Consider the following 20,814-nt stretch of genomic DNA (forward strand, 5'->3'; position numbering starts at 1 on the left):
TCATTTCTGCTGACAGGATGATGGAACCTGGGTTCACTTTATCCTGACCGGCATACTTAGGTGCTGTACCGTGGGTGGCTTCAAACAGAGCACATTCGTCACCGATGTTCGCGCCCGGCGCAATACCGATACCGCCAACCTGCGCCGCCAGGGCGTCAGAAATGTAGTCACCGTTCAGGTTCATACAGGCGATGACGTCATACTCGGCCGGACGCAGCAGGATCTGCTGCAGGAACGCATCGGCGATCACGTCTTTAATGACGATCTCTTTGCCGGTGTTCGGGTTCTTCACCTTCATCCACGGGCCGCCATCGATCAGCTCGCCGCCGAACTCTTCTTTCGCCAGCTGGTAACCCCAGTCTTTGAAAGCGCCTTCGGTGAACTTCATGATATTGCCTTTGTGAACCAGCGTTACAGAATCACGGTCGTTGGTGATCGCATATTCGATGGCTGCACGCACCAGGCGTTGGGTGCCCGCTTCTGAGCATGGCTTAACGCCAATGCCGCACTGTTCAGGGAAGCGAATTTTCTTCACGCCCATCTCATCACGCAGGAACTTGATGACTTTATCTGCTTCCGGCGTACCCGCTTTCCATTCGATACCTGCATAGATATCTTCGGAGTTTTCACGGAAAATCACCATATCGGTGTCTTCCGGGCGTTTCACCGGGCTTGGAGTGCCGGTGTAGTAACGGACAGGACGCAGGCAGATGTATAAATCAAGCTGCTGACGCAGGGCAACGTTCAGGGAACGAATACCGCCGCCGACCGGGGTGGTCAGTGGGCCTTTGATGGCTACGCGATATTCTTTAATCAGGTCGAGGGTTTCTTCTGGCAGCCAGACATCCTGGCCGTAAAGCTCTACCGATTTCTCACCGGTGTAAATTTCCATCCAGGAAATCTTACGCTCACCGTTGTAAGCTTTCTGCACAGCGGCATCAACAACTTTGATCATCACTGGAGACACGTCAACGCCAATGCCATCACCTTCGATAAACGGGATGATCGGATTGTTAGGTACGTTGAGTTTTCCCTGGTCCAGGGTGATTTTCTGACCTTCCGCCGGAACAACTACTTTGCTTTCCATTAACCTCTCCTTCGAGCGCTTTTTTTTGTTAATGACTTGTAAGATGCGCGTCAATACTACTTGAATATTGACGCCGCGCCAATCATCTCCGGATTGCGGTATAATGCGCTCATTGTTATCAAGTGCAAAGACCATGCGAAAATCTTCCCTGACCAATCATCATTCCGGGCGTTCCACCGCCCGTCGTGCGGCCAAACCGGCTGCCAGAGGCCCGCGTTGCGTGGTGCTGTTTAATAAACCCTTCGATGTGCTGCCCCAGTTCAGCGACGAGGCAGGCCGGCGTACGTTGAAAGATTATGTACCCCAGCCGGGAATTTATGCCGCAGGGCGGCTTGATCGCGACAGCGAAGGACTGATGGTGCTGACCAATGACGGCGCACTGCAGGCGAAACTGACCCAGCCGGGCAAACGCACCGGGAAAATTTACTATGTGCAGGTGGAAGGGGAGCCGCAGGAAAATGATCTGCACCCGCTGCGAACGGGCGTCGACCTGAAAGACGGCCCCACCCTGCCCGCCGGGGTCGAAAAGGTGGCCGCGCCCGACTGGCTGTGGGAACGCCAGCCACCTATCCGCGAACGTAAAGCGATCCCAACCTGCTGGCTGAAAATCACCCTGTACGAGGGGCGCAACCGCCAGGTGCGGCGAATGACGGCACATATTGGTTTTCCTACCCTGCGGCTGATCCGTTTTTCCATGGGTGCGTTACAGTTACAGGGTCTGGCGCCCGGCGAATGGCGCGATATCAGTAACGAAATCTGACTTTTATTGCGCAGCAAACTGCGCACATTAACCGAATGGAGCACACTATGTTCAAACCGCATGTCACCGTCGCCACGGTGGTTCAGGCAGAAGGACAGTTTCTGGTTGTCGAAGAGCGTGTGCGTGGCCGCACCACCTGGAATCAGCCGGCGGGGCATCTGGAAGCCGATGAAACCCTGCTCCAGGCGGCGGTACGGGAACTGTCGGAAGAAACCGGCATCGATGCGGTTCCCCAGGCTTTTTTACGCCTGCATCAGTGGATCGCCCCGGATAACACGCCGTTTTTGCGCTTCCTGTTCGCACTGGATCTGCCAGAAGCGGTGGAGACTTACCCGCAGGATCGCGATATCGACCGCTGCTGGTGGCTGCCGCCTCAGGACATTATCACCTCGAAAAAGCTGCGTTCACCGCTGGTTGCGGAAAGTCTGCAGATTTATCAGACCGGGCCACGTTACCCACTGGCTATCCTCAGCGCCTTCCAGTGGCCATTTAGCGAGAGTGCGCAGATCGTTGACGCATGATAGAATGCGTCGCAATTTTATCAGAGTCGCCTTTAACGGCTCCTTAAAGTCGGACAAGCAATGTTGAACAATTCGAATAGCCAGAAAAAAGTGATCGTCGGCATGTCCGGCGGTGTTGACTCCTCCGTTTCCGCCTGGCTGCTACAGCAGCAGGGTTATCAGGTTGAAGGCCTGTTTATGAAAAACTGGGAGGAGGACGATGGCGAAGAGTATTGCACCGCCGCGGAAGATTTAGCCGATGCGCAGGCCGTCTGCGACAAGCTGGGGATCCATCTGCATACGGTCAATTTTGCTGCCGAATACTGGGATAATGTGTTTGAACATTTCCTGGCTGAATACAAAGCGGGCCGCACGCCCAACCCCGATATTCTCTGTAACAAAGAGATCAAATTTAAAGCCTTTCTGGAATTTGCCGCTGAAGACCTGGGTGCGGACTATATCGCCACCGGTCACTACGTGCGTCGCCAGGACGTGAACGGCAAAAGCCGCCTGCTGCGCGGGCTGGACGGTAATAAAGATCAGAGCTACTTCCTCTACACTCTCGGTCATGAACAGATTGCCCAGAGCCTGTTCCCGGTGGGTGAACTCGAAAAACCAGAAGTTCGCCGCATTGCAGAGCAGCTTGAACTGATCACCGCGAAGAAAAAAGACTCCACCGGTATCTGTTTTATTGGTGAGCGCAAGTTTACCGAATTCCTTGGCCGCTACCTGCCCGCCCAGCCGGGTCCGATAATCTCCGTGGACGGGGATACGGTCGGTCAGCATCAGGGGCTGATGTACCACACGCTGGGCCAGCGCAAAGGGCTGGGTATCGGCGGAACCAAAGATGGTAACGAAGAACCCTGGTACGTGGTCGATAAAGACGTGGCCGGTAATATTCTGGTGGTCGCACAGGGCCATGAGCACCCTCACCTGATGTCAGTGGGCCTGATCGCCCAGCAACTGCACTGGGTCGATCGCGAAACACTGGCCGCACCGCTGCGCTGCATGGTGAAAACCCGCTATCGTCAGGAAGATATTCCCTGCACCGTGACGCCAATGGATGGGCAGCGTATTGACGTGCGCTTTGATCAGCCGGTTGCTGCGGTCACGCCCGGCCAGTCTGCGGTCTTTTATCTGGATGAAGTCTGCCTCGGCGGCGGCATTATCGAACAGCGTACGCCGCTGGTTAACGCGTAATTCGGGCCGTATACAGGAGTAAACGTGGCGAAGAACTATTATGATATCACTCTGGCGCTGGCAGGTATCTGCCAGGCCGCCCATCTGGTACAGCAGCTGGGGCACCAGGGCCAGTGCCCTCCCGATGCGTTTAAAACATCGCTGAACAGCCTGCTGGATCTCAATCCGGCCTCTACGCTGGCGGTGTACGGTAACGATGAAGCGAATCTGCAGTTCGGACTGGAAACGCTGCTGGCCGTACTGAACAGCAATAGCCGACAGGGTCTTGGCGCGGAACTGACGCGCTATACCCTGAGCATGATGGTGCTGGAGCGTAAACTTAATGCCAGCAAGACGGCAATGAGTACCCTGTCTGACCGAATCGCCCAACTCGATCGCCAGCTGGCGCACTACGATCTGGAGTCTGATACGCTGTTAGGTGCCATGGCGGGGATCTATGTTGATGTGATCAGTCCGCTCGGTCCACGCATCCAGGTGACCGGCTCCCCGGCCATCCTGCAGAACAGCCAGGTTCAGAATAAAGTTCGTGCCACACTACTGGCGGGTATTCGTTCAGCGGTGCTGTGGCAGCAGGTCGGCGGTGGCCGACTGCAGCTGATGTTTTCCCGTAACCGCCTGGTGAATGAGGCCAGAGCGATCCTTGCCCGCCTTAACGGGACCCCAACCTGATTTTTTTAACCGATCCTGGAGCAGCAACAATGGAATTATCCTCTCTGACCGCCGTCTCACCTATAGATGGCCGTTATGGCGACAAAGTCAGCCCACTCCGTGGTATTTTCAGCGAATATGGCCTGCTGAAATTCCGCGTTGAGGTTGAAGTTCGCTGGTTACAAAAACTGGCTACCTGCGCTGCGATCAAGGAAGTTCCTGCATTTGATGCCGACGCAAACGCTTTCCTTGATGGTATTGTCAGCGGTTTCAGTGAAGAAGACGCTGCGCGGATCAAAACTATTGAGCGTACCACTAACCACGATGTCAAAGCCGTGGAGTACTTTCTGAAAGAGAAAGTGGCACCGGTGCCCGCCCTGCATGCCGTATCTGAATTTATTCACTTTGCCTGCACCTCAGAAGATATTAATAATCTGTCACACGCGCTGATGCTGGAAACCGCACGCCGCGAGGTGATTGTGCCTTACTGGAACAACATCATCGCTGCGGTCAAAGACCTGGCAGTGCAGTACCGTGATATTCCGCTGTTGTCACGCACGCATGGTCAGCCAGCCACACCATCCACACTGGGTAAAGAGATGGCGAACGTCGCCTACCGCTTTGAACGCCAGTTGCGTCAGCTGGAACGTATTGAAATGCTGGGTAAAATCAACGGTGCGGTCGGTAATTATAATGCCCACATCGCCGCGTATCCGGAAGTGGACTGGCATGCGTTCAGTGAGTCGTTTGTGACCTCGCTGGGCGTGACCTGGAACCCGTACACCACGCAGATCGAACCGCATGACTACATCGCCGAACTGTTTGACTGCATGGCGCGCTTTAACACCATCCTGATCGACTTCGATCGCGATATCTGGGGTTACATTGCGCTCAACCACTTCAAGCAGAAAACCATTGCGGGCGAAATTGGTTCATCGACCATGCCGCATAAGGTCAACCCGATTGACTTCGAAAACTCCGAAGGCAATCTCGGCCTGGCGAACGCCATGATGCAGCATCTGGCCAGCAAACTGCCGGTATCTCGCTGGCAGCGTGACCTGACCGACTCCACCGTACTGCGTAACCTCGGCGTGGGCGTCGGTTATGCGCTGATCGCCTATCAGTCGACGCTGAAAGGCATCTCCAAGCTGGAAGTGAACCGCGCCCGCCTGCTGGACGAGCTGGATCACAACTGGGAAGTGCTGGCCGAACCGATCCAGACGGTAATGCGCCGTTACGGTATTGAAAAACCTTATGAAAAACTGAAAGAGCTGACGCGCGGCAAACGCGTCGATGCGGAAGGCATGAAAACCTTTATCGACAGCCTGGCACTGCCAGAAGAAGAGAAAACCCGTCTGAAGCAGATGACCCCGGCCAACTATATTGGCCGCGCTATCCAGATGGTTGACGATCTGAAATAACGCCCGCCAACGGGCCGGCTCAGTCGGCCCGTGTTAACCTGTTGTTTACCTCTTCTCCTCTATACTTATCGCCAGTTTATGCCCTGATCAACGCAAGCGACCGCTTACCCAGTTGCACGCCGACGCATTCCAGGGCTATGTTGATGTCTCTGGCAGTTTGATCTTATTTAAGGATTCGGTTATGCGTGTGTTAGTTGTGGAAGATAACCCACTGCTGCGTCATCATCTGGCGGTGCAGCTGCGGGAGATGGGGCACCAGGTGGATGCCGCCGAAGACGCCAAAGAAGCCGACTATTTTCTGAATGAGCATACGCCGGATATCACGCTGGTCGATCTCGGTCTGCCTGATGAAGACGGTATGACACTGATCCGCCGCTGGCGCGGTCAGGAAGTCCGTCAGCCAATTCTGGTGCTGACCGCACGGGATGGCTGGCAGGCAAAGGTCGAAGCACTGGAAGCCGGAGCCGATGATTACGTCACCAAGCCCTTTCATATAGAAGAAGTGGTGGCCCGGATGCAGGCGCTGATGCGCCGCAACAGCGGACTGGCGTCGCAGATCATCACTCTGCACCCTTTCCAGATTGACCTGTCGCGCCGCGAACTGACCATCAACGAACAGCAGATCAAACTGACGGCGTTTGAGTACACCATCATCGAAACCCTGATCCGCAATGCCGGGAAAGTGGTCAGCAAAGATTCACTGATGCTGCAACTTTATCCCGATGCGGAACTGCGCGAGAGCCACACCATTGATGTGCTGATGGGCCGTTTACGTAAAAAAATCCTTGCTGAATATGCGCAGGAAGTGATCACCACGGTACGCGGTCAGGGCTACCGCTTCGATATTTGAGCATGTTCAACTGGCGTCGCAGAAAGCCACTTTCGCTGCGGGTACGGTTCTTACTGGCCACCGCAGCGGTCGTACTCACCATGTCGCTCTCCTACGGAATGGTGGCCGTGATCGGCTACGTGGTGAGCTTTGATAAAAATACCTACCGCGTGTTGCGCAGCGAAAGTAATCTGTTTTTCACTCTTTCTCAGTGGAATGACGGCAAACTCAGTATCGTCCAGCCTGAACGCATGACGCTGAACTTTCCCGCCCTGGTGTTTATCTATGACGACAACGGTAAGCTGCTGTGGCAACAGCGTGACGTCCCGGATATACGCAGTAAGATCCGCCGTGAGTGGTTAAATAAGTCTGACTTTTACGAAATCGACACCAATAATCACACCAGTCGTGAGGTGCTCGGTAATGACCGCGTGGCACAGAATAAGCTCACCGCCTATGACGACGATGGCAACGACACCTTTACCCACTCGGTGGCCGTGAACCGCTATGAGGCAACGTCTACACTCCCTGCCCTGACTATCGTGGTGGTCGACTCTATTCCACAAGAACTTCAGCACTCAGATGTCGTGTGGTCGTGGTTCAGCTATGTGCTGCTGGCAAATCTGCTGCTGATTATTCCGCTGCTGTGGCTGGCGGCACACTGGAGCCTGCGCCCGATCGGCGCGCTTGCCGCCCAGGTGCGCGAACTGGAAGCCGGAACCCGCGAAACCCTCAATCCAGCCCCGCCGCAGGAGCTGAAGGGGCTGGTACGTAACCTGAACCTGCTGCTGGATAATGAACGGCAGCGCTATACCCGCTACCGCACCACGCTGAGTGACCTGACCCACAGCCTGAAAACCCCGCTGGCCGTGCTGCAGACCACCCTGCGGTCACTGCGCGGCGGGCGTAACCTGTCCATCGAGCAGGCCGAGCCCATTATGCTGGAGCAGATCAGCCGTATCTCGCAGCAGATTGGCTACTACCTGCACCGGGCCAGTATGCAGGCCGATCACCACGCGTTGAAGCGGGATGTGCATTCGGTGCCGGCCCTGCTCGACGGGCTGTGCTCAGCACTGAATAAAGTCTACCAGCGCAAGGGCGTGGTGCTGACGCTGGATATCTCACCAGAAGTCATTTTCGTTGGCGAACAAAATGATTTTATGGAAGTGATGGGCAACGTACTCGATAACGCCTGTAAGTACTGCCTGGAATTTGTTGAGATCAGCGTGCAGCAGACGGAAAAAACGCTGTTGCTGATCGTGGAGGACGACGGTCCAGGTATTCCGGAAAACAAGCGCGATCTGATCTTTATCCGCGGGCAGCGCGCCGATACACTGCGTCCGGGCCAGGGGCTGGGCCTGTCGCTGGCCCGGGATATTATGGAACAGTACGCGGGTGATATTCATGCCAGTACCAGTCAGCTGGGCGGGGCGCGCATGGCGGTAGAGTTTCAGCGCCAGGAGATCCTGCACAAACACGAGTAGGCGTTATCCCCGACTTTTCACGGCAGTGGTACACACCCACTGCCGTGCGCTGTTATAATCTACTCACTTTCGCGTTTCAGGAAAACATCATGGATTATCAGCTCGATCTCAACTGGCCCGACTTTATTCAGCGCTACTGGCAGAAACGCCCGGTAGTCCTTAAGCGCGGTTTCAAAAACTTCGTCGACCCCATTTCTCCCGACGAACTGGCCGGTCTGGCCATGGAAAACGAAGTTGACAGTCGTCTGGTCAGCCACCAGGACGGTCAGTGGCAGGTCAGCCATGGCCCGTTTGAGAGCTTTGATCATCTTGGTGAGAATAACTGGTCACTGCTGGTTCAGGCAGTCGATCACTGGCATGAGCCTTCCGCCGCGCTGATGCATCCCTTCCGGATGATCCCTGACTGGCGCGTGGACGATCTGATGATCTCCTTCTCCGTGCCCGGCGGCGGGGTTGGCCCGCACTTTGACCAGTATGACGTTTTCATTATTCAGGGTACCGGTCGTCGTCGCTGGCGCGTGGGGGAGAAAACAGAGCTGAAGCAGCACTGCCCGCATCCCGATCTCCTTCAGGTCGAACCTTTTGAGGCCATTATCGACGAAGAGCTTGAGCCGGGTGATATTCTTTATATTCCACCGGGGTTCCCGCACGAAGGCTACTCACTGGAAAATGCCATTAACTACTCGGTCGGCTTCCGTGCGCCAAGCGGACGCGAACTGATTAGCGGTTTTGCCGATTACGTGCTGGCACGTGAGCTGGGCAGCCGCCGCTTCAGCGATCCGGACGTCCAGCCCCGTGAGCACAATGCAGAGATCCTGCCCGACGAACTGGAGGGGATCCGCGCCATGATGCTGGAGGTGATTAACCAGCCTGAGCATTTCAATCAGTGGTTCGGTGAGTTTATCTCGCAGTCACGTCACGAGCTGGACGTGGCCCCTCCGGAGCCGCCGTATCAGCCGGATGAGATCTACGATGCGCTGCAACAGGGCGATCGCCTGTCACGCCTGGGCGGTCTGCGCGTGGTGTCCATTGGTGACGCGGTGTTTATTAATGGTGAGCAGGTCAGTTCTCCGCATCGTGCGGCACTGACCGCGCTGGCGAACGATTTGACCCTCGGACACGACCAGTTCGGCGATGCGCTGGACGACCCGTCCTTCCTCGCCCAGCTGGCGGCCCTGGTCAACAGCGGTTACTGGTACTTTGACAGCGAAGATTAAGCCTGCTGATAACGGCAAGGGGCGACCGGAGTGACAGGTCGCCCCTGCGGGCATAACGGCATCTTCATTTTCTTCAGGTTTTTGCCTGCTCCGCCGTTAATACGGCAATCCGGGTAATCACCTTCACCGCCTGCTCCATATTGTCCAGCGAAGCAAACTCATGTTTGCCGTGATAGTTGTAGCCACCGGTAAACAAATTTGGACAAGGTAGTCCCATAAATGACAGCTGCGCCCCATCCGTCCCACCGCGAATCGGTTTCACCTTCGGCGTAATACCGCAGTCACGCATCGCCGCCAGCGCCAGTTCGATACTCTGCGGGCACGCTTCGACCTGCTCACGCATATTGTAATAGCTGTCTTCCACCACCAGCTCAATAGCAGCAGGTGAAGGTAAAGTCCCTTGCAGATGGGCAGCAATATCCGCCAGCCTTTTTTTCCGCTCTTCAAAACCGCTGCGCGTAAAATCGCGCACGATGTAGTGCAGTTCAGCACGATCCACGCTGCCTTTGATCCCGTGCAGATGCCAGAAGCCTTCATAGCCCGAGGTTTTTTCCGGCACCTCATCTTCCGGGACTTCCCGGTGGAAACGCATCGCTGCATCCAGGGCATTGACCATCACTCCCTTCGCACTGCCGGGATGCACATTATTACCGGTGATTTTTACCGTGACGGAGGCGGCATTGAAGTTTTCATATTCAAACTCTCCCATCCCGCCGCCGTCCACGGTATAAGCCCATTCCGCCCCAAAGGCCGCCACGTCAAAATGCTGAATACCGCGACCAATTTCCTCATCGGGCGTGAAGGCCACGCGCACTTCGCCATGCGCAACCGTGCCGGATGTAAGATGTGCCAGCGCAGTCATGATTTCTGCGATACCGGCCTTATCATCTGCGCCGAGAAGGGTTTTCCCGTCGGTGGTGATCAGGGTGTGTCCGGTCAGCTCATGCAGCACCGGAAACATCACCGGCGACAGAATCTCATCCCCCATGCCCAGGGCAATATCCCCCCCGCGATAGTTTTCAATCACCTGCGGGTTCACGTTCTTTGCCGTAAAATCCGGTGACGTATCCATATGGGAGATAAAGCCGATAACGGGCACAGGCCAGCTGACATTCGATGGCAGGGTGGCCATGACAATACCACGCGCGCTGCAGCTGACATCACTCAGCCCCATGGCGCGCAGCTCATCACACAGCCTCTGCGCCAGACGGAGTTGCCCCTCAGTGCTGGGGACCTGACGAACATTCCCTTTAGATTGCGTATCGAAAGACACATAGTGTAAGAAGCGATCGAGTAAATTATTCATCTGTCTTCCCTTTGGATGCCAGCGCTTATTATGGATAGCACTATCATGTTAAATATTGTTTCAGGTCAGTTTAGTACGCAGGCGCTGAATTAACGTGGCGGATAATGGATGAGATCATGAAAACACACCGGCACATTACCGGGATTACGATACGCATGAGGCCGGTCAGCCTGAAAACGCAGCCCTTCGCCCGCGGCCAGCGACTTCCAGCCTCCCTCCACCTGCACGTCCAGTGCCCCTTCAATCACAATAACATGCTCAACCACCCCCGCCTCATGAGCGGCGGACTCACTGCTGGCACCGGCGGCGAGATCAATCACCAGCATTTCAAAACTCAGCGCGGGGTCAAACGGGAACAGCGGTACCGCCTGCATGACGCTCTCCGCTGGCGGGTAGCCACGCAGTTGCCGACGCGGTGCCGTTACGTCTGCGGCCTCTGGCGCGATAAAGACCGAGAACGGCAAATTAAAGCCTGTGGCAATTTTCCACAGTGTGGCGATGGTCGGGCTGGATTCCGCACGTTCAATTTGCCCGAGCATCGCTTTACTGACGCCGGTTTCCTGCGCAGCCCGGGTCAGGCTCCAGCCCCGTTCGCTGCGCCGGACTCTGAGCACGTTCGCCAGATGGTGTTGTAAACTGTCCACGTCGTCATCTCCCTTCAGTCTGCGGACAGTATAACCCCTTGTGCGCTATAACGCACAGTGATAGGTTGTGCGTTATAACGGTCAACACTCTGCCACGGGATCTCCCTATGCGTCCATCTGTTACCCTGCGTCATCTGACGTTTCCGGCCGTCGTGGCCGGATTTGTCGCCGTACTGGTTGGCTATACCAGCTCTGCGGCGATTATTTTCCAGGCCGCCGGGGCGGCGGGTGCTACCGTCGCACAGACGGGCGGCTGGCTGACAATGCTGGGGCTGGGGATGGGCATCACCTCTCTGGGGCTGTCCCTGTGGTATCGCACGCCGGTGCTGACCGCGTGGTCGACGCCGGGTGCGGCTCTGCTGGTCACCAGTCTGCCGGGGACGTCGCTGAATGAAGCCATCGGGGTGTTTATCTTCGCCTCGGCGCTGATCCTGATTTGTGGGGTGACGGGGTTGTTTGCCCGCCTGATGAACTACATACCCCAGGCGATCTCTGCGGCAATGCTGGCCGGTATTTTGCTGCGCTTCGGCATTGATGCCTTCGCCGCCCTGCAGGTCAACTTTGCCCTGAGCGGTACCATGTGCCTGGTCTATCTGCTGGCCCGCCGGCTACTGCCCCGCTACGCCATCGTGCTGACCCTGCTGGCCGGCCTGATGGTCGCTCTGATGCAGGGTAATGTTCACGTCGCCCACACACAAAGCCTGATAATGCCGGAATTTATCCCTCCGCACTTTACGCTCTCCTCCCTGCTGGGCGTCGGTATTCCATTCTTTGTCGTCACCATGGCATCACAGAATGCCCCCGGGATTGCCACACTGAAAGCCCATGGCTATGCGCTGCCGGTATCGCCGCTGATCGCCTGGACCGGACTGACCGCGCTGCTGCTGGCCCCTTTCGGCGGGTTTACCGTGTGTATTGCCGCCATTACGGCGGCTATCTGTATGGGCCCGGAGGTGCACAGCGATCCGCAGCGGCGCTATTGGGCAGCCGCCGCAGCCGGGGTGTTTTATCTGCTGGCGGGGGTGTTTGGCGGGGCGATCAGTGGACTGTTTACTGCACTGCCGCAGGCGCTGATCCATACCATTGCCGGGCTGGCACTGCTGGGGACGATTGCCGGGAGTTTGCAGCGGGCGTTAAGCGATGAGCAACAGCGTGATGCGGCGGTGATCGCTTTTCTGATCACCGCCTCCGGCGTCACCCTGCTTGGCATAGGTGCCGCCTTCTGGGGGTTAATCGGTGGCGTTATCGCCCACCTGATCTTCTCGCTGGCCAAACGCTGACGGGGCATCATCGCCGGTCAGCGCCGGACGGGTAATATTCGCCAGCAGATCCTGCACCCACTCCGGCACCACTTCACTGGCCAGTCCGTACTGTTTTTCTTCAAACTCACTGCCGACCTGGCTTGGCTCCAGGTTCAGTTCCACGGTGTGGGCTCCCTGGATGCGGGCCTCATGAACAAAGCCCGCCGCCGGGTAGACATGCCCTGAGGTGCCAATTGCCACGAAATAGTCAGCCTGCGCCAGCGCCTGATAGATCTCATCCATTTGCAGCGGCATTTCACCAAACCACACCACGTGCGGGCGCAGCACGGAGGGGAACTGACAACAATGGCAACGGTCGTCAGGTTTCACATCCTCGCTCCAGTGCAGGATCTGCCCGCTGACGGGACAGCGCACCTTAAGCAACTCACCGTGCATGTGGATCACGTTACGGTTTCCGGCCCGCTCATGCAGGTTATCAATGTTCTGCGTGACCAGCAGGAAGTGGTCACCCAACGCGGATTCCAGCTCGGCCAGCGCCCGGTGCGCCGCGTTCGGCTGGATATCAGCCTGCTGCAGCTGTCGGCGGCGGGCATTGTAAAACGCCTGCACACGCTGCGGATCGCGTGCAAACCCTTCCGGCGTCGCCACATCTTCCACTTTATGCTCTTCCCACAGACCGTCTGCGGCGCGGAAAGTCCGAATGCCGGACTCGGCGGATATGCCCGCCCCGGTCAGCACGACCACGCGTGGCAGTGGATGGCGGGCAATTTCAATATTACGATCGCGTTCGAAAATGCGCTGACGGAAACGCTGATGAACCTGGCGTCGGGTCTTTTTGTAGCGTGCCAGCCTGAGGCGGCGACGGGGAGTGCGCATCATCAAATACCTCTAATCCTTAATATGCAGGAGTGCAGCACGGTGCACTCCGCCAGGGAGTGTGTCCCTGATAATAACGGGTGATCGTCCCGGGTGCACTGAGAGTCTGCCGCTAAACCGGCTGACGGGGCAAAAAAACAGTTCCCGCCAGACCCCCTCGTGCCTCCCGGCTTACTGACCGCTCAGTACTCGCGCCGGGTCGATACGGCTGGCACGGCGTGCCGGATACCAACTGGCCAGCAGGCTGAGCAGCAGCGAGGTCACCAGCACAATACCTACATCACGCCAGTGCAGCTCCGACGGCAGGAAATCAATAAAATAGATATCCCCGGAAAGGAAATGATACCCGGTCAGCGCTTCAATCGCATGAATGATAGGTGTCAGATTGAGGGCCGCCAGCACGCCCACCACTACGCCGCTGACGCTGCCCACCAGCCCGGCCAGCAGGCCATACCAGACAAAGATGGCACGGATCAGCCCGTCTTTTGCCCCCAGAGTGCGCAGGACGGCAATATCGCTGCTTTTATCTTTCACCGCCATCACCAGGGTCGAAACGATATTGAAACAGGCCACGCCGATCACCAGCACCATCGCCAGATACATGATGGCGCGGATCATCTGTATATCGCGATACATGTAACCGTAGGTTCCCACCCAGCTGCGAATATACACATAGGCATGGGTGACCTCCCCTGCCTGACGCACCAGGCTGACGGCGTTGAACGGATCGGCTGCTTTAATCGCGATGCCGGTGACACTTTGCCCCATTCCCAGCAGTTGCTGGGCATCGGCCAGCGGCACCAGCGCCAGGCTGTGATCAAGCATACCACTCAATTTCAGGATACCGGCCACCTGTAAGCGCACGCGCTTAGGCTGTAACAGTTTATTCCCGGCGTCGCTGTTAGGGATCATAATCGTCAGCCAGTCACCCTGCCTGACCTTCAGGCTGGTCGCCACACCCTGCCCCAGCAGGATTTGCTGCTTGCCGGCAGCAAACGTTTTCCAGGCACCGCCCTGCACGTAGGAGGGCAGCGCACTGAGGCGGCTCTCCTGCTGCGGATCAACGCCCTTCACCTGAACTGCCTGCAGCTTACTGCCGCTCTCGATCAGCCCGGTGAAATTAATGTACGGTGCCGCTGCGGCGATCCCGGGAACCTGTTCAATTTTTGGCAACAGCCCCTGCCAGCCGGTAAACGGCTGGTTGACCGGCTCAATTTCCCCGTGCGGCACCACGGCCAGAATGCGGTTATTCAACTCACGTTCAAAGCCGTTCATCGCACTGAGGCCGACAATCAGCACTGCCACACCCAGCGCAATCCCGACGGTGGAGATCACCGAGATCAGTGACACCATCCCTCCGCGCCGGCGGCCACGGCTGAAGCGAAGTCCAAGCAGAAGAGAGAGAGAGCCCGCCATCAGAAGCTACCCGCCGGTTGCGCCTGGTCACTGAGCTGGCCGTCGCGCATTTCCATCTGACGCGACATTCGCCGGGCCAGGTTGAGGTCGTGGGTCACCACCAGAAAAGCCGTGCCCTGGCGCTGATTAAGTTCGTTCAGCAGATCAAAAATGGCATCCGCATTGCGGGCATCCAGATTCCCGGTGGGTTCATCGGCCAGCACCAGACGCGGATTATTCACCAGGGCGCGGGCGATGGCCACGCGCTGACGTTCCCCGCCGGACAATTCAGATGGACGGTGAGCCGCACGGTGATCCAGACCGACCGCTTTCAGCATGGCGATGGCTTTTTCCTGTGCCTCTGCCTTAGCCGTTTTACCAATCAGCAGCGGCATGGCCACGTTTTCCAGCGCGCTGAAATCGGGCAGCAGATGATGAAACTGATAGATAAAGCCCAGCTCACGGTTACGCAGCCCGGCTTTAGCCGCTGAAGACATGCCGTTCAGCGACTGCCCGTCAAAGACCACTTCGCCGGAAGTGGGCGTATCCAGCCCGCCCAGCAGATGCATCAGGGTGCTTTTACCCGAGCCGGAGCTGCCGACTATTGCCATCATCTCACCCGGCTTAACGGTGAAGGTCACGTTGCGCAGGACATCGGTCTGCACGCTGCCTTCCTGATAGCGTTTACACAGGTTGTCGCACTGCAACAGGATCGTGTTACTCATAACGTAAAGCCTCAGCGGGTTGAACGGCGGCCGCGCGCCAGGAAGGGTAAAGCGTTGACAGCAGCGCGACGACTATCGCCGTCAGGGTAATTGTCGCCACCTGCGTCAGGGAAATAGCCACCGGTAATGCGGCACCATCGAGGAATGCCCCAATCACTGGCATCAGGTTATTCAACTGGCTGGCCAGTAGCACGCCCAGTAACGCGCCCACCAGTGCGCCCACAACGCCTGCCGTTGCGCCCTGTACCATAAAGACAGCGACAATCTGACGGCGCGTCAGCCCCTGGGTTTGCAGGATTGCCACTTCCCCCTGCTTTTCCATGATCAGCAGGCCAAGCGAGGTGACAATATTAAACGCAGCCACAGCAACAATCAGGCTTAACAGCAGCCCCATCATATTTTTTTCCATTTTAACGGCCTGGAATAACTCGCCTTTACGTTCGCGCCAGTCTTTCCACACCGTGCCTGGCGGCAGAGTCTGCTGGCTGACGCTGTCCACCTGAAGGGGTTTATCCAGCCACAGACGCCAGCCGGTAATGTTGCCCGCCGGGTAACGCATCAGGCGCGAGGCATCCTGCTGATTGACCAGAATCTGATAGCCATCCACATCGCTGTTAGAAGCGAACGTACCGATTACGGTAAAAAGGCGCTGGCTGGGAATACGTCCCATCGGTGTGAACTGGCTGGCAGAAGGCACCATCAGACGCACCTGATCGCCGCGTTTGAGGCCCAACTGGCCAGCCAGCTGTTCGCCGACGATGACATTATACTGACCCGACTGCAGCTGCTGCTGGCGCACGCTGACCAGGAAAGGGGTTAACGGGTCGGCTTCATCTGGGTTAATCCCCAGCATGACGCCCACACCCACGCTACGCGCACTCTGCATGACCACCTCTCCGGTGGTCAGCGGCGTGATACGGCTGATACCGGAGAGCTGCAGGCTGCTGGCGGGCAGTTTCTGCGGGTTGATCGACCCGGTTTCGCCGGTAATTAACGCCTGGGGCATAAGACCCAGGGTGTTTTTTTCCAGTTCGTGCTCAAGGCCGTTCATCACCGACAGTACGGTAACCAGCGCCATAACGCCCAGCGTAATACCGACAGCGGAAAGCCAGGAAACAAACCGGCCAAAGCGGTCTGAACCACGCCCGCGCATATAGCGCAGGCCTATAAATAAGGCGACAGGCTGATACATGACATCCGTCTTTCTAAGGGCAGAAAACAATTGGGAAGGATAATAAAGGTTAGCTCCGCGTTATGGAACCACTAAGCTACTGAGTCTGCACATTGTTTTGTCAATGGCTGAAACACTTCGCACGGTTTATCCCCCGGCCCCCGTCCTTATCGCCTGCGCAGAAGCGGGTTTCCTGAGCCTTCATTAGCCCGGCTAAACGCGATGGTGCACCGGCGCTGCGTTACGTCTGGCAGACTTTTACGCCGTAAAACAGGGGGTTTTATGATTACGGTCAGTGAGTTAGCAAGACCAGGATTTTTCCCAAACCCATCAGAAGTGTGATTTTCTATTCGATAACGGCTCACTTTTACGCTATACGTGGCAACATATAACGGTCATGCAGGTGAAAACGATTAGTTTTCCTTAACTGAATTTGCGACACCCGTGAAAGCCAATGTTCACCCGATTCACACGGCTTATCCTTGCACCTAGGAATAATCCGAATAAATTGCTTTCACCCGGGTTGTCACGTATGTTGTGTGCGTCATTTTGCACCAACCCCCTGATATCGATCTGTTATCAACCAAAATCAGCCTGTCAACCTGACTGTCTCGTGAGTGACCCGTTTTCATCGTCCTGAGCTTAAAGATGCCAAACTATAAATATAATGTTAACCGGGTCATCATCTTATTCGCCCTTGCCATGCTGCTGTCAACCATCGGGCTGGCGTCGCGCCATTTTGCCTCACTGTCACTGTTCTGGCCCAGTAACGCCATCCTTCTTGGCCTGCTGATTCGTTTTCCTTCGCTGGACAAACCCAGCACGCTGGTCGTGCTCTTTCTGGGAATGTGGAGCGCCGATGTGCTCTATGATACGCCCGTGTTTGTTGCCATGGGCCTTGATGCCGCCAATATCCTGTTTATTGCTACCGCCCGCTGGGCGTTGCTGAGTGATCATTTTTCGCGCGGACACCCCCGCCGCCTGCAGGCGTTGCTGCATGTTTTTCCGGCCTCACTGCTGGGAGCGGCAGTGTGTGCGCTGGCAGGCGCCATGGTCAGTGAACGCTACTTTGAAGATGAGCTGTTTAACGCCTGGTTCTCCTGGTTCTCAGAACAGATGTCCACCTCTATTCTGCTGTTGCCGCTGGTGATCAGCCTGCCCCGTCGCGATGAGCTGGCACAGCTGGCGTCTGCCCTGCGCGACAGCACGGTGCTGCCGGTCATTGCGCTGGTGCTCACCACTGTCACGGGCATCTGGGTAGGCGGCGGTGGCAGCCTGCTCTTCCCTTTACCGGCCCTGCTGTGGTGCGCTATCAGCTATCCCCTGTTTATCACCTGTTTCCTGACGCTGGTGACCGGCATCAGCGAGATTATCCTCGTGGCGGGCAACGTGCTGAACATTCAGGGCAAGGACGATCTGTTCCGCATCGACAGCCTGTCATCTGCCCGACTGGGCGTGGCCGCGATGCTCATCAGCCCGCTGATTGTGGCACTGAGCACCGCGTCTAACAGAAAACTGGTGGCGCGCATTACCAAACGTGCCGACTATGATTTTCTCACCGGCGCGCTGACGCGCAGCGGGCTGTCATCCAGACTGGAGACGCTGGTGACTCCGCGCCACCGGCCTCAGGGCTTTTTCGGTGCCGTTTTCGTCATTGATATCGATCGGTTTAAGAGCATCAATGATACCTACGGTCACGCCAGCGGCGACTATGTTCTGGAAAAAACGGTGGAATGCATTCGTCAGCGTCTGCCGCCGTCAGCGATGTTGTGCCGGATGGGGGGAGAAGAATTTCTGGTTTTAATAGAGGGAATTTCTCAGCCGCGCGCCTTTTTGTTAGCGAATCGCCTGCGTCACAGCATCGAAGAAAATATTATTATGCTGAACGGTAACAACCTCAGCGTCACGGTGAGCATTGGCATCAGTGCGCTGAATATCAACAACGTCAACAGCCTGGATGAGTCAATTACCCGCGCCGATGAGCAGTTGTACATCGCCAAAAGCAGCGGGCGAAATCAGGTTCGCCCGGAGTTTGTACTGTAGGAAAATAAGGCATGGCCTGTTCAGGCCGGGGCCGACCGGAGAGGCCGGCCCTGAAGCGTCAGGCTTCGTTTTCGATGCGGTTAGCTTCGATTTCAAAATCCTGGATGGCGGTATCAAGCTCATCCAGCAGGCCACCTTGCTGAGTCAGTAACTGATTAATTTTCTCTGCAAAGCCCGCGTCTTTGTACTCCCCCTGATCGAACGCCAGCCACTGTGCGGACAGCGTTTCAGTATTACTCTGAGCGTAATGGCGCATTTCTTTTAGCTGCGAAGTCACGTCACGTAAGTGTTCAGTCTGCGATTTGCTTTCGTTATCACTCATGGATATTTCCTTTCGTCATTAAAAGAAGCCTACCCCTTTTGTGACCGGGCGACGCGGTGAAAGTTCACAATCCTTTTCCCTCGCGGTGGAAACGACAAAAAAAAGCCGGGTTTCCCCGGCCTTAAGTGATTGATTAATAGTAAGCAATTTTTCTGTCCGTGCCGTTAACGTTAACGGTGATATAGCCGACAGCGGTCGTCGTTATGGGGGGAACTGCGTCAGTGGTCGCCACCGTCAGCACCCCTTTCTCATTGGCCCCCACCCCCGCCAGCCCATTGTGCAGGCTCATCCTTGCAGCAGGCGACACCGTCCCTATCGTCGTGAGGTCGGTGACTTCGTTCAGATCCGGTGTGAACAGGGAGCACTCCCCGGACTCAAAACGCGTAGGACCGGTAGACTTGAGGTTAAACATCGTGTCGCCGCTGGCGGCCTTCAGTTTTACCCAGATCTCCGAGGTCGTGGTGCCTATGCGATTGAATTTAATATCCAGCACCGCCGGTGAGCCATGATGGCGGATATCACCATAAATTGCCGTTGCACAGCGTGAGATCCCCAGATAGCTGGTACCGGATGAAACCGCGCTGACCGGGTTGCCCGCCGTGCCGGTGACGGCATCGTTAGACACTTTACTCACCATTTCAATGACCCATTGCTGGTTGTCACGAGGCATAAACACCTTGCCCAGTTTGTACCATTTGTCGCTGGTGGAGGTGTTATTAATTTTATACCCGCTGTGCCAGCCGACGCGCAGGGTACCGGACATCTGCGTGCCGAAGCTCTCATCCCGACGCCAGCCGGTTTCATAGCCAGAAAGCCAGCGCCCCGGGGCCGTATTAAGGCTAACCGTCGCGCCTGCCTGCAGGTTAAGCTGGCGGATCTGCATACGGGCGTTATCCATATTCAGCGGGTTAACACAGTTTTCCAGACTTAATGCCTCCACCAGCCACTGCCCGTTGCTGAGATCACCGGGGTTGCGGGTATGTTCAATCCAGACATTACTGATTAACCCCTGGGTGACCCGCGGCATCATCAGCGTGGCGTCACCGTAACCGCTCTGGAAGTTAGCGTTCGATAGCTCAATGGCGGTGGAGTGGTCCCAGACCCCCTTCACCGTATCGGACCAGCCGATATCAAACACCCGTGCATAGGTATTAATGGAATAGATTTGATCGAACTTGCTGTCCAGCGTATCCAGTAATTTGATCGCCGTCCCCCCGTTATTCTGCACGCGGAAGCAGGTGATCAACACGGTCTGCCCCGCGACCATGATATTTTCAAAAAAAGGCTGCTGGTTCGTGCACATCTCGGCGGTGATCGCCCCTTTATTCGCCGTGATATCCGCCGATGCCTGGCCATTCCAGCTAATACCCTTGATGGTCGTCCGCCGGGCGTTGACCCTGAACACCGGCGAGGATGATTTATTCGATACAATCGTCGTTCGCGGCATCCCTCCCTGAGGATTGTCATCCCCGTAGAGATAGAAGCAGGGGATCTCACTGGCGGAGAGGTCAATCGGATTGATAAGGAACTTACCACCGGGGAAGCGCACCCCCAGATTGCGGCTGCTGGTGTTTACCGTCTGTGCCCAGTTCAGCATCAGTTTAAAGGCTCCGCTGTCATCGGTGACACCATCGCCCTTACCACCGAAGTGATAGATATTCAGCTCGTCAAGACTGTTCACCACCCGTTTCCAGAAGAAACCCGCCCCTACCGCATACGTGCCGCCGTCATCGACCGGCAATGCGGTGGTGATAAAACCGACGAATGTGCCGCCACCGCGAAACGTGGAGTCTTTATCGTAATAACGCTTCAGCAGGGCAAAATCTCCCGCTTTAACCGGCGCGGTGGTTCGTAATTCAGCAAAAGAGTTAACTTCAATCATAATAACCTCCGGGCAGCGTGCAGACGTCAGCCGCCTTATTCA

Annotated in this window: 19 protein-coding genes; 10 read left to right on the forward strand and 9 right to left on the reverse strand. The window is 56.4% G+C overall.

The window, feature by feature from the left end; translation table 11 throughout:
• On the reverse strand, positions 1 to 1,087 hold a 1,087-nt coding region (gene icd / locus EPE01S_RS05820), incomplete at its 3' end, for an NADP-dependent isocitrate dehydrogenase (protein ID WP_062743666.1).
• Positions 1,088 to 1,190: 103 nt separating this feature from the next.
• Between icd and rluE the strand changes: the two genes are divergently transcribed.
• The 8 genes from rluE to EPE01S_RS05860 all read left to right on the forward strand — a co-directional run bounded on the left by rluE (position 1,191) and on the right by EPE01S_RS05860 (position 9,146).
• A complete protein-coding gene (gene rluE / locus EPE01S_RS05825) occupies positions 1,191 to 1,847 on the forward strand; it encodes a 23S rRNA pseudouridine(2457) synthase RluE (RefSeq protein WP_062743667.1) in 657 nt (218 codons plus the stop codon).
• Positions 1,848 to 1,894: 47 nt separating this feature from the next.
• On the forward strand, positions 1,895 to 2,368 hold the full coding sequence (locus EPE01S_RS05830; RefSeq protein WP_062743668.1) for an NUDIX domain-containing protein: 474 nt from the start codon (positions 1,895 to 1,897) through the stop codon (positions 2,366 to 2,368).
• A 60-nt stretch (positions 2,369 to 2,428) separates the two neighbouring features.
• A complete protein-coding gene (gene mnmA / locus EPE01S_RS05835) occupies positions 2,429 to 3,547 on the forward strand; it encodes a tRNA 2-thiouridine(34) synthase MnmA (RefSeq protein ID WP_062743669.1) in 1,119 nt (372 codons plus the stop codon).
• Positions 3,548 to 3,571: 24 nt separating this feature from the next.
• Positions 3,572 to 4,216 carry a high frequency lysogenization protein HflD gene (gene hflD, locus EPE01S_RS05840; protein WP_062743670.1) on the forward strand — a complete coding sequence of 215 codons (645 nt, stop codon included), beginning with the start codon at positions 3,572 to 3,574 and terminating at the stop codon, positions 4,214 to 4,216.
• Positions 4,217 to 4,245: 29 nt separating this feature from the next.
• The gene (gene purB, locus EPE01S_RS05845) at positions 4,246 to 5,616 is read left to right on the forward strand and encodes an adenylosuccinate lyase (RefSeq protein ID WP_062743671.1); all 1,371 of its coding nucleotides are present in this window, start codon (positions 4,246 to 4,248) and stop codon (positions 5,614 to 5,616) included.
• Positions 5,617 to 5,797: 181 nt separating this feature from the next.
• Positions 5,798 to 6,466: a two-component system response regulator PhoP gene (gene phoP, locus EPE01S_RS05850; RefSeq protein ID WP_062743672.1), complete on the forward strand. Its 669-nt coding sequence runs from the start codon at positions 5,798 to 5,800 to the stop codon at positions 6,464 to 6,466.
• Between the two features lie 2 nt (positions 6,467 to 6,468).
• Positions 6,469 to 7,929 (forward strand): two-component system sensor histidine kinase PhoQ, encoded by a 1,461-nt coding sequence (phoQ, locus tag EPE01S_RS05855; protein ID WP_062743673.1) that lies wholly within the window; start codon positions 6,469 to 6,471, stop codon positions 7,927 to 7,929.
• An 89-nt stretch (positions 7,930 to 8,018) separates the two neighbouring features.
• A complete protein-coding gene (locus tag EPE01S_RS05860; RefSeq protein ID WP_062743674.1) occupies positions 8,019 to 9,146 on the forward strand; it encodes a ribosomal protein uL16 3-hydroxylase in 1,128 nt (375 codons plus the stop codon).
• A gap of 73 nt (positions 9,147 to 9,219) precedes the next feature.
• On the opposite strand, the gene pepT is transcribed toward EPE01S_RS05860, so the two are convergent.
• A complete protein-coding gene (gene pepT, locus EPE01S_RS05865; protein WP_062743675.1) occupies positions 9,220 to 10,452 on the reverse strand; it encodes a peptidase T in 1,233 nt (410 codons plus the stop codon).
• Positions 10,453 to 10,541: 89 nt separating this feature from the next.
• Positions 10,542 to 11,096 (reverse strand): helix-turn-helix domain-containing protein, encoded by a 555-nt coding sequence (locus EPE01S_RS05870; protein WP_062743676.1) that lies wholly within the window; start codon positions 11,094 to 11,096, stop codon positions 10,542 to 10,544.
• Between the two features lie 107 nt (positions 11,097 to 11,203).
• Here EPE01S_RS05870 and EPE01S_RS05875 point away from each other — a divergent pair, with 107 nt between their 5' ends.
• The gene (locus tag EPE01S_RS05875) at positions 11,204 to 12,376 is read left to right on the forward strand and encodes a benzoate/H(+) symporter BenE family transporter (RefSeq protein ID WP_062743677.1); all 1,173 of its coding nucleotides are present in this window, start codon (positions 11,204 to 11,206) and stop codon (positions 12,374 to 12,376) included.
• On the opposite strand, the gene cobB is transcribed toward EPE01S_RS05875, so the two are convergent.
• The 4 genes from cobB to lolC all read right to left on the reverse strand — a co-directional run bounded on the left by cobB (position 12,326) and on the right by lolC (position 16,546).
• Positions 12,326 to 13,234: a Sir2 family NAD+-dependent deacetylase gene (gene cobB / locus EPE01S_RS05880; protein WP_118665802.1), complete on the reverse strand. Its 909-nt coding sequence runs from the start codon at positions 13,232 to 13,234 to the stop codon at positions 12,326 to 12,328. The two genes, EPE01S_RS05875 and cobB, sit on opposite strands and share 51 nt — an antisense overlap.
• A 171-nt stretch (positions 13,235 to 13,405) precedes the next feature.
• A complete protein-coding gene (gene lolE / locus EPE01S_RS05885; protein WP_062743679.1) occupies positions 13,406 to 14,650 on the reverse strand; it encodes a lipoprotein-releasing ABC transporter permease subunit LolE in 1,245 nt (414 codons plus the stop codon).
• Complete coding sequence (gene lolD, locus EPE01S_RS05890; RefSeq protein WP_062743680.1) at positions 14,650 to 15,354, reverse strand: lipoprotein-releasing ABC transporter ATP-binding protein LolD; 705 nt, start codon at positions 15,352 to 15,354, stop codon at positions 14,650 to 14,652. The genes lolE and lolD overlap by 1 nt, the downstream gene beginning before the upstream one ends.
• Positions 15,347 to 16,546, reverse strand: coding sequence for a lipoprotein-releasing ABC transporter permease subunit LolC (gene lolC / locus EPE01S_RS05895; RefSeq protein ID WP_062743681.1), 1,200 nt, complete (start codon positions 16,544 to 16,546; stop codon positions 15,347 to 15,349). The genes lolD and lolC overlap by 8 nt, the downstream gene beginning before the upstream one ends.
• A gap of 627 nt (positions 16,547 to 17,173) precedes the next feature.
• On the opposite strand from lolC, the gene EPE01S_RS05900 reads away from it, so the two are divergent.
• A complete protein-coding gene (locus tag EPE01S_RS05900; RefSeq protein WP_062743682.1) occupies positions 17,174 to 18,568 on the forward strand; it encodes a GGDEF domain-containing protein in 1,395 nt (464 codons plus the stop codon).
• Positions 18,569 to 18,626: 58 nt separating this feature from the next.
• Here EPE01S_RS05900 and EPE01S_RS05905 read toward each other — a convergent pair whose 3' ends face one another.
• Entirely contained in the window at positions 18,627 to 18,890 is a 264-nt protein-coding gene (locus tag EPE01S_RS05905) for a hypothetical protein (protein WP_062743683.1), read from the reverse strand.
• Positions 18,891 to 19,023: 133 nt separating this feature from the next.
• The gene (locus tag EPE01S_RS05910) at positions 19,024 to 20,772 is read right to left on the reverse strand and encodes a putative phage tail protein (RefSeq protein ID WP_062743684.1); all 1,749 of its coding nucleotides are present in this window, start codon (positions 20,770 to 20,772) and stop codon (positions 19,024 to 19,026) included.
• Positions 20,773 to 20,814: the final 42 nt, after the last annotated feature.

This window comes from Erwinia persicina NBRC 102418 (genome assembly GCF_001571305.1).
In the GTDB taxonomy this organism is placed as follows: domain Bacteria; phylum Pseudomonadota; class Gammaproteobacteria; order Enterobacterales; family Enterobacteriaceae; genus Erwinia; species Erwinia persicina.

Coding starts and splice junctions, on each gene's coding strand:
- rluE (WP_062743667.1), top strand. CDS start 1,191: ATGCGCTCATTGTTATCAAGTGCAAAGACCATGCGAAAATCTTCCCTG.
- EPE01S_RS05830 (WP_062743668.1), top strand. CDS start 1,895: ATGTTCAAACCGCATGTCACCGTCGCCACGGTGGTTCAGGCAGAAGGA.
- mnmA (WP_062743669.1), top strand. CDS start 2,429: ATGTTGAACAATTCGAATAGCCAGAAAAAAGTGATCGTCGGCATGTCC.
- purB (WP_062743671.1), top strand. CDS start 4,246: ATGGAATTATCCTCTCTGACCGCCGTCTCACCTATAGATGGCCGTTAT.
- phoP (WP_062743672.1), top strand. CDS start 5,798: ATGCGTGTGTTAGTTGTGGAAGATAACCCACTGCTGCGTCATCATCTG.
- phoQ (WP_062743673.1), top strand. CDS start 6,469: ATGTTCAACTGGCGTCGCAGAAAGCCACTTTCGCTGCGGGTACGGTTC.
- EPE01S_RS05860 (WP_062743674.1), top strand. CDS start 8,019: ATGGATTATCAGCTCGATCTCAACTGGCCCGACTTTATTCAGCGCTAC.
- pepT (WP_062743675.1), bottom strand. CDS start 10,452: ATGAATAATTTACTCGATCGCTTCTTACACTATGTGTCTTTCGATACG.
- EPE01S_RS05875 (WP_062743677.1), top strand. CDS start 11,204: ATGCGTCCATCTGTTACCCTGCGTCATCTGACGTTTCCGGCCGTCGTG.
- cobB (WP_118665802.1), bottom strand. CDS start 13,234: ATGCGCACTCCCCGTCGCCGCCTCAGGCTGGCACGCTACAAAAAGACC.
- lolE (WP_062743679.1), bottom strand. CDS start 14,650: ATGGCGGGCTCTCTCTCTCTTCTGCTTGGACTTCGCTTCAGCCGTGGC.
- lolD (WP_062743680.1), bottom strand. CDS start 15,354: ATGAGTAACACGATCCTGTTGCAGTGCGACAACCTGTGTAAACGCTAT.
- lolC (WP_062743681.1), bottom strand. CDS start 16,546: ATGTATCAGCCTGTCGCCTTATTTATAGGCCTGCGCTATATGCGCGGG.
- EPE01S_RS05900 (WP_062743682.1), top strand. CDS start 17,174: ATGCCAAACTATAAATATAATGTTAACCGGGTCATCATCTTATTCGCC.
- EPE01S_RS05905 (WP_062743683.1), bottom strand. CDS start 18,890: ATGAGTGATAACGAAAGCAAATCGCAGACTGAACACTTACGTGACGTG.
- EPE01S_RS05910 (WP_062743684.1), bottom strand. CDS start 20,772: ATGATTGAAGTTAACTCTTTTGCTGAATTACGAACCACCGCGCCGGTT.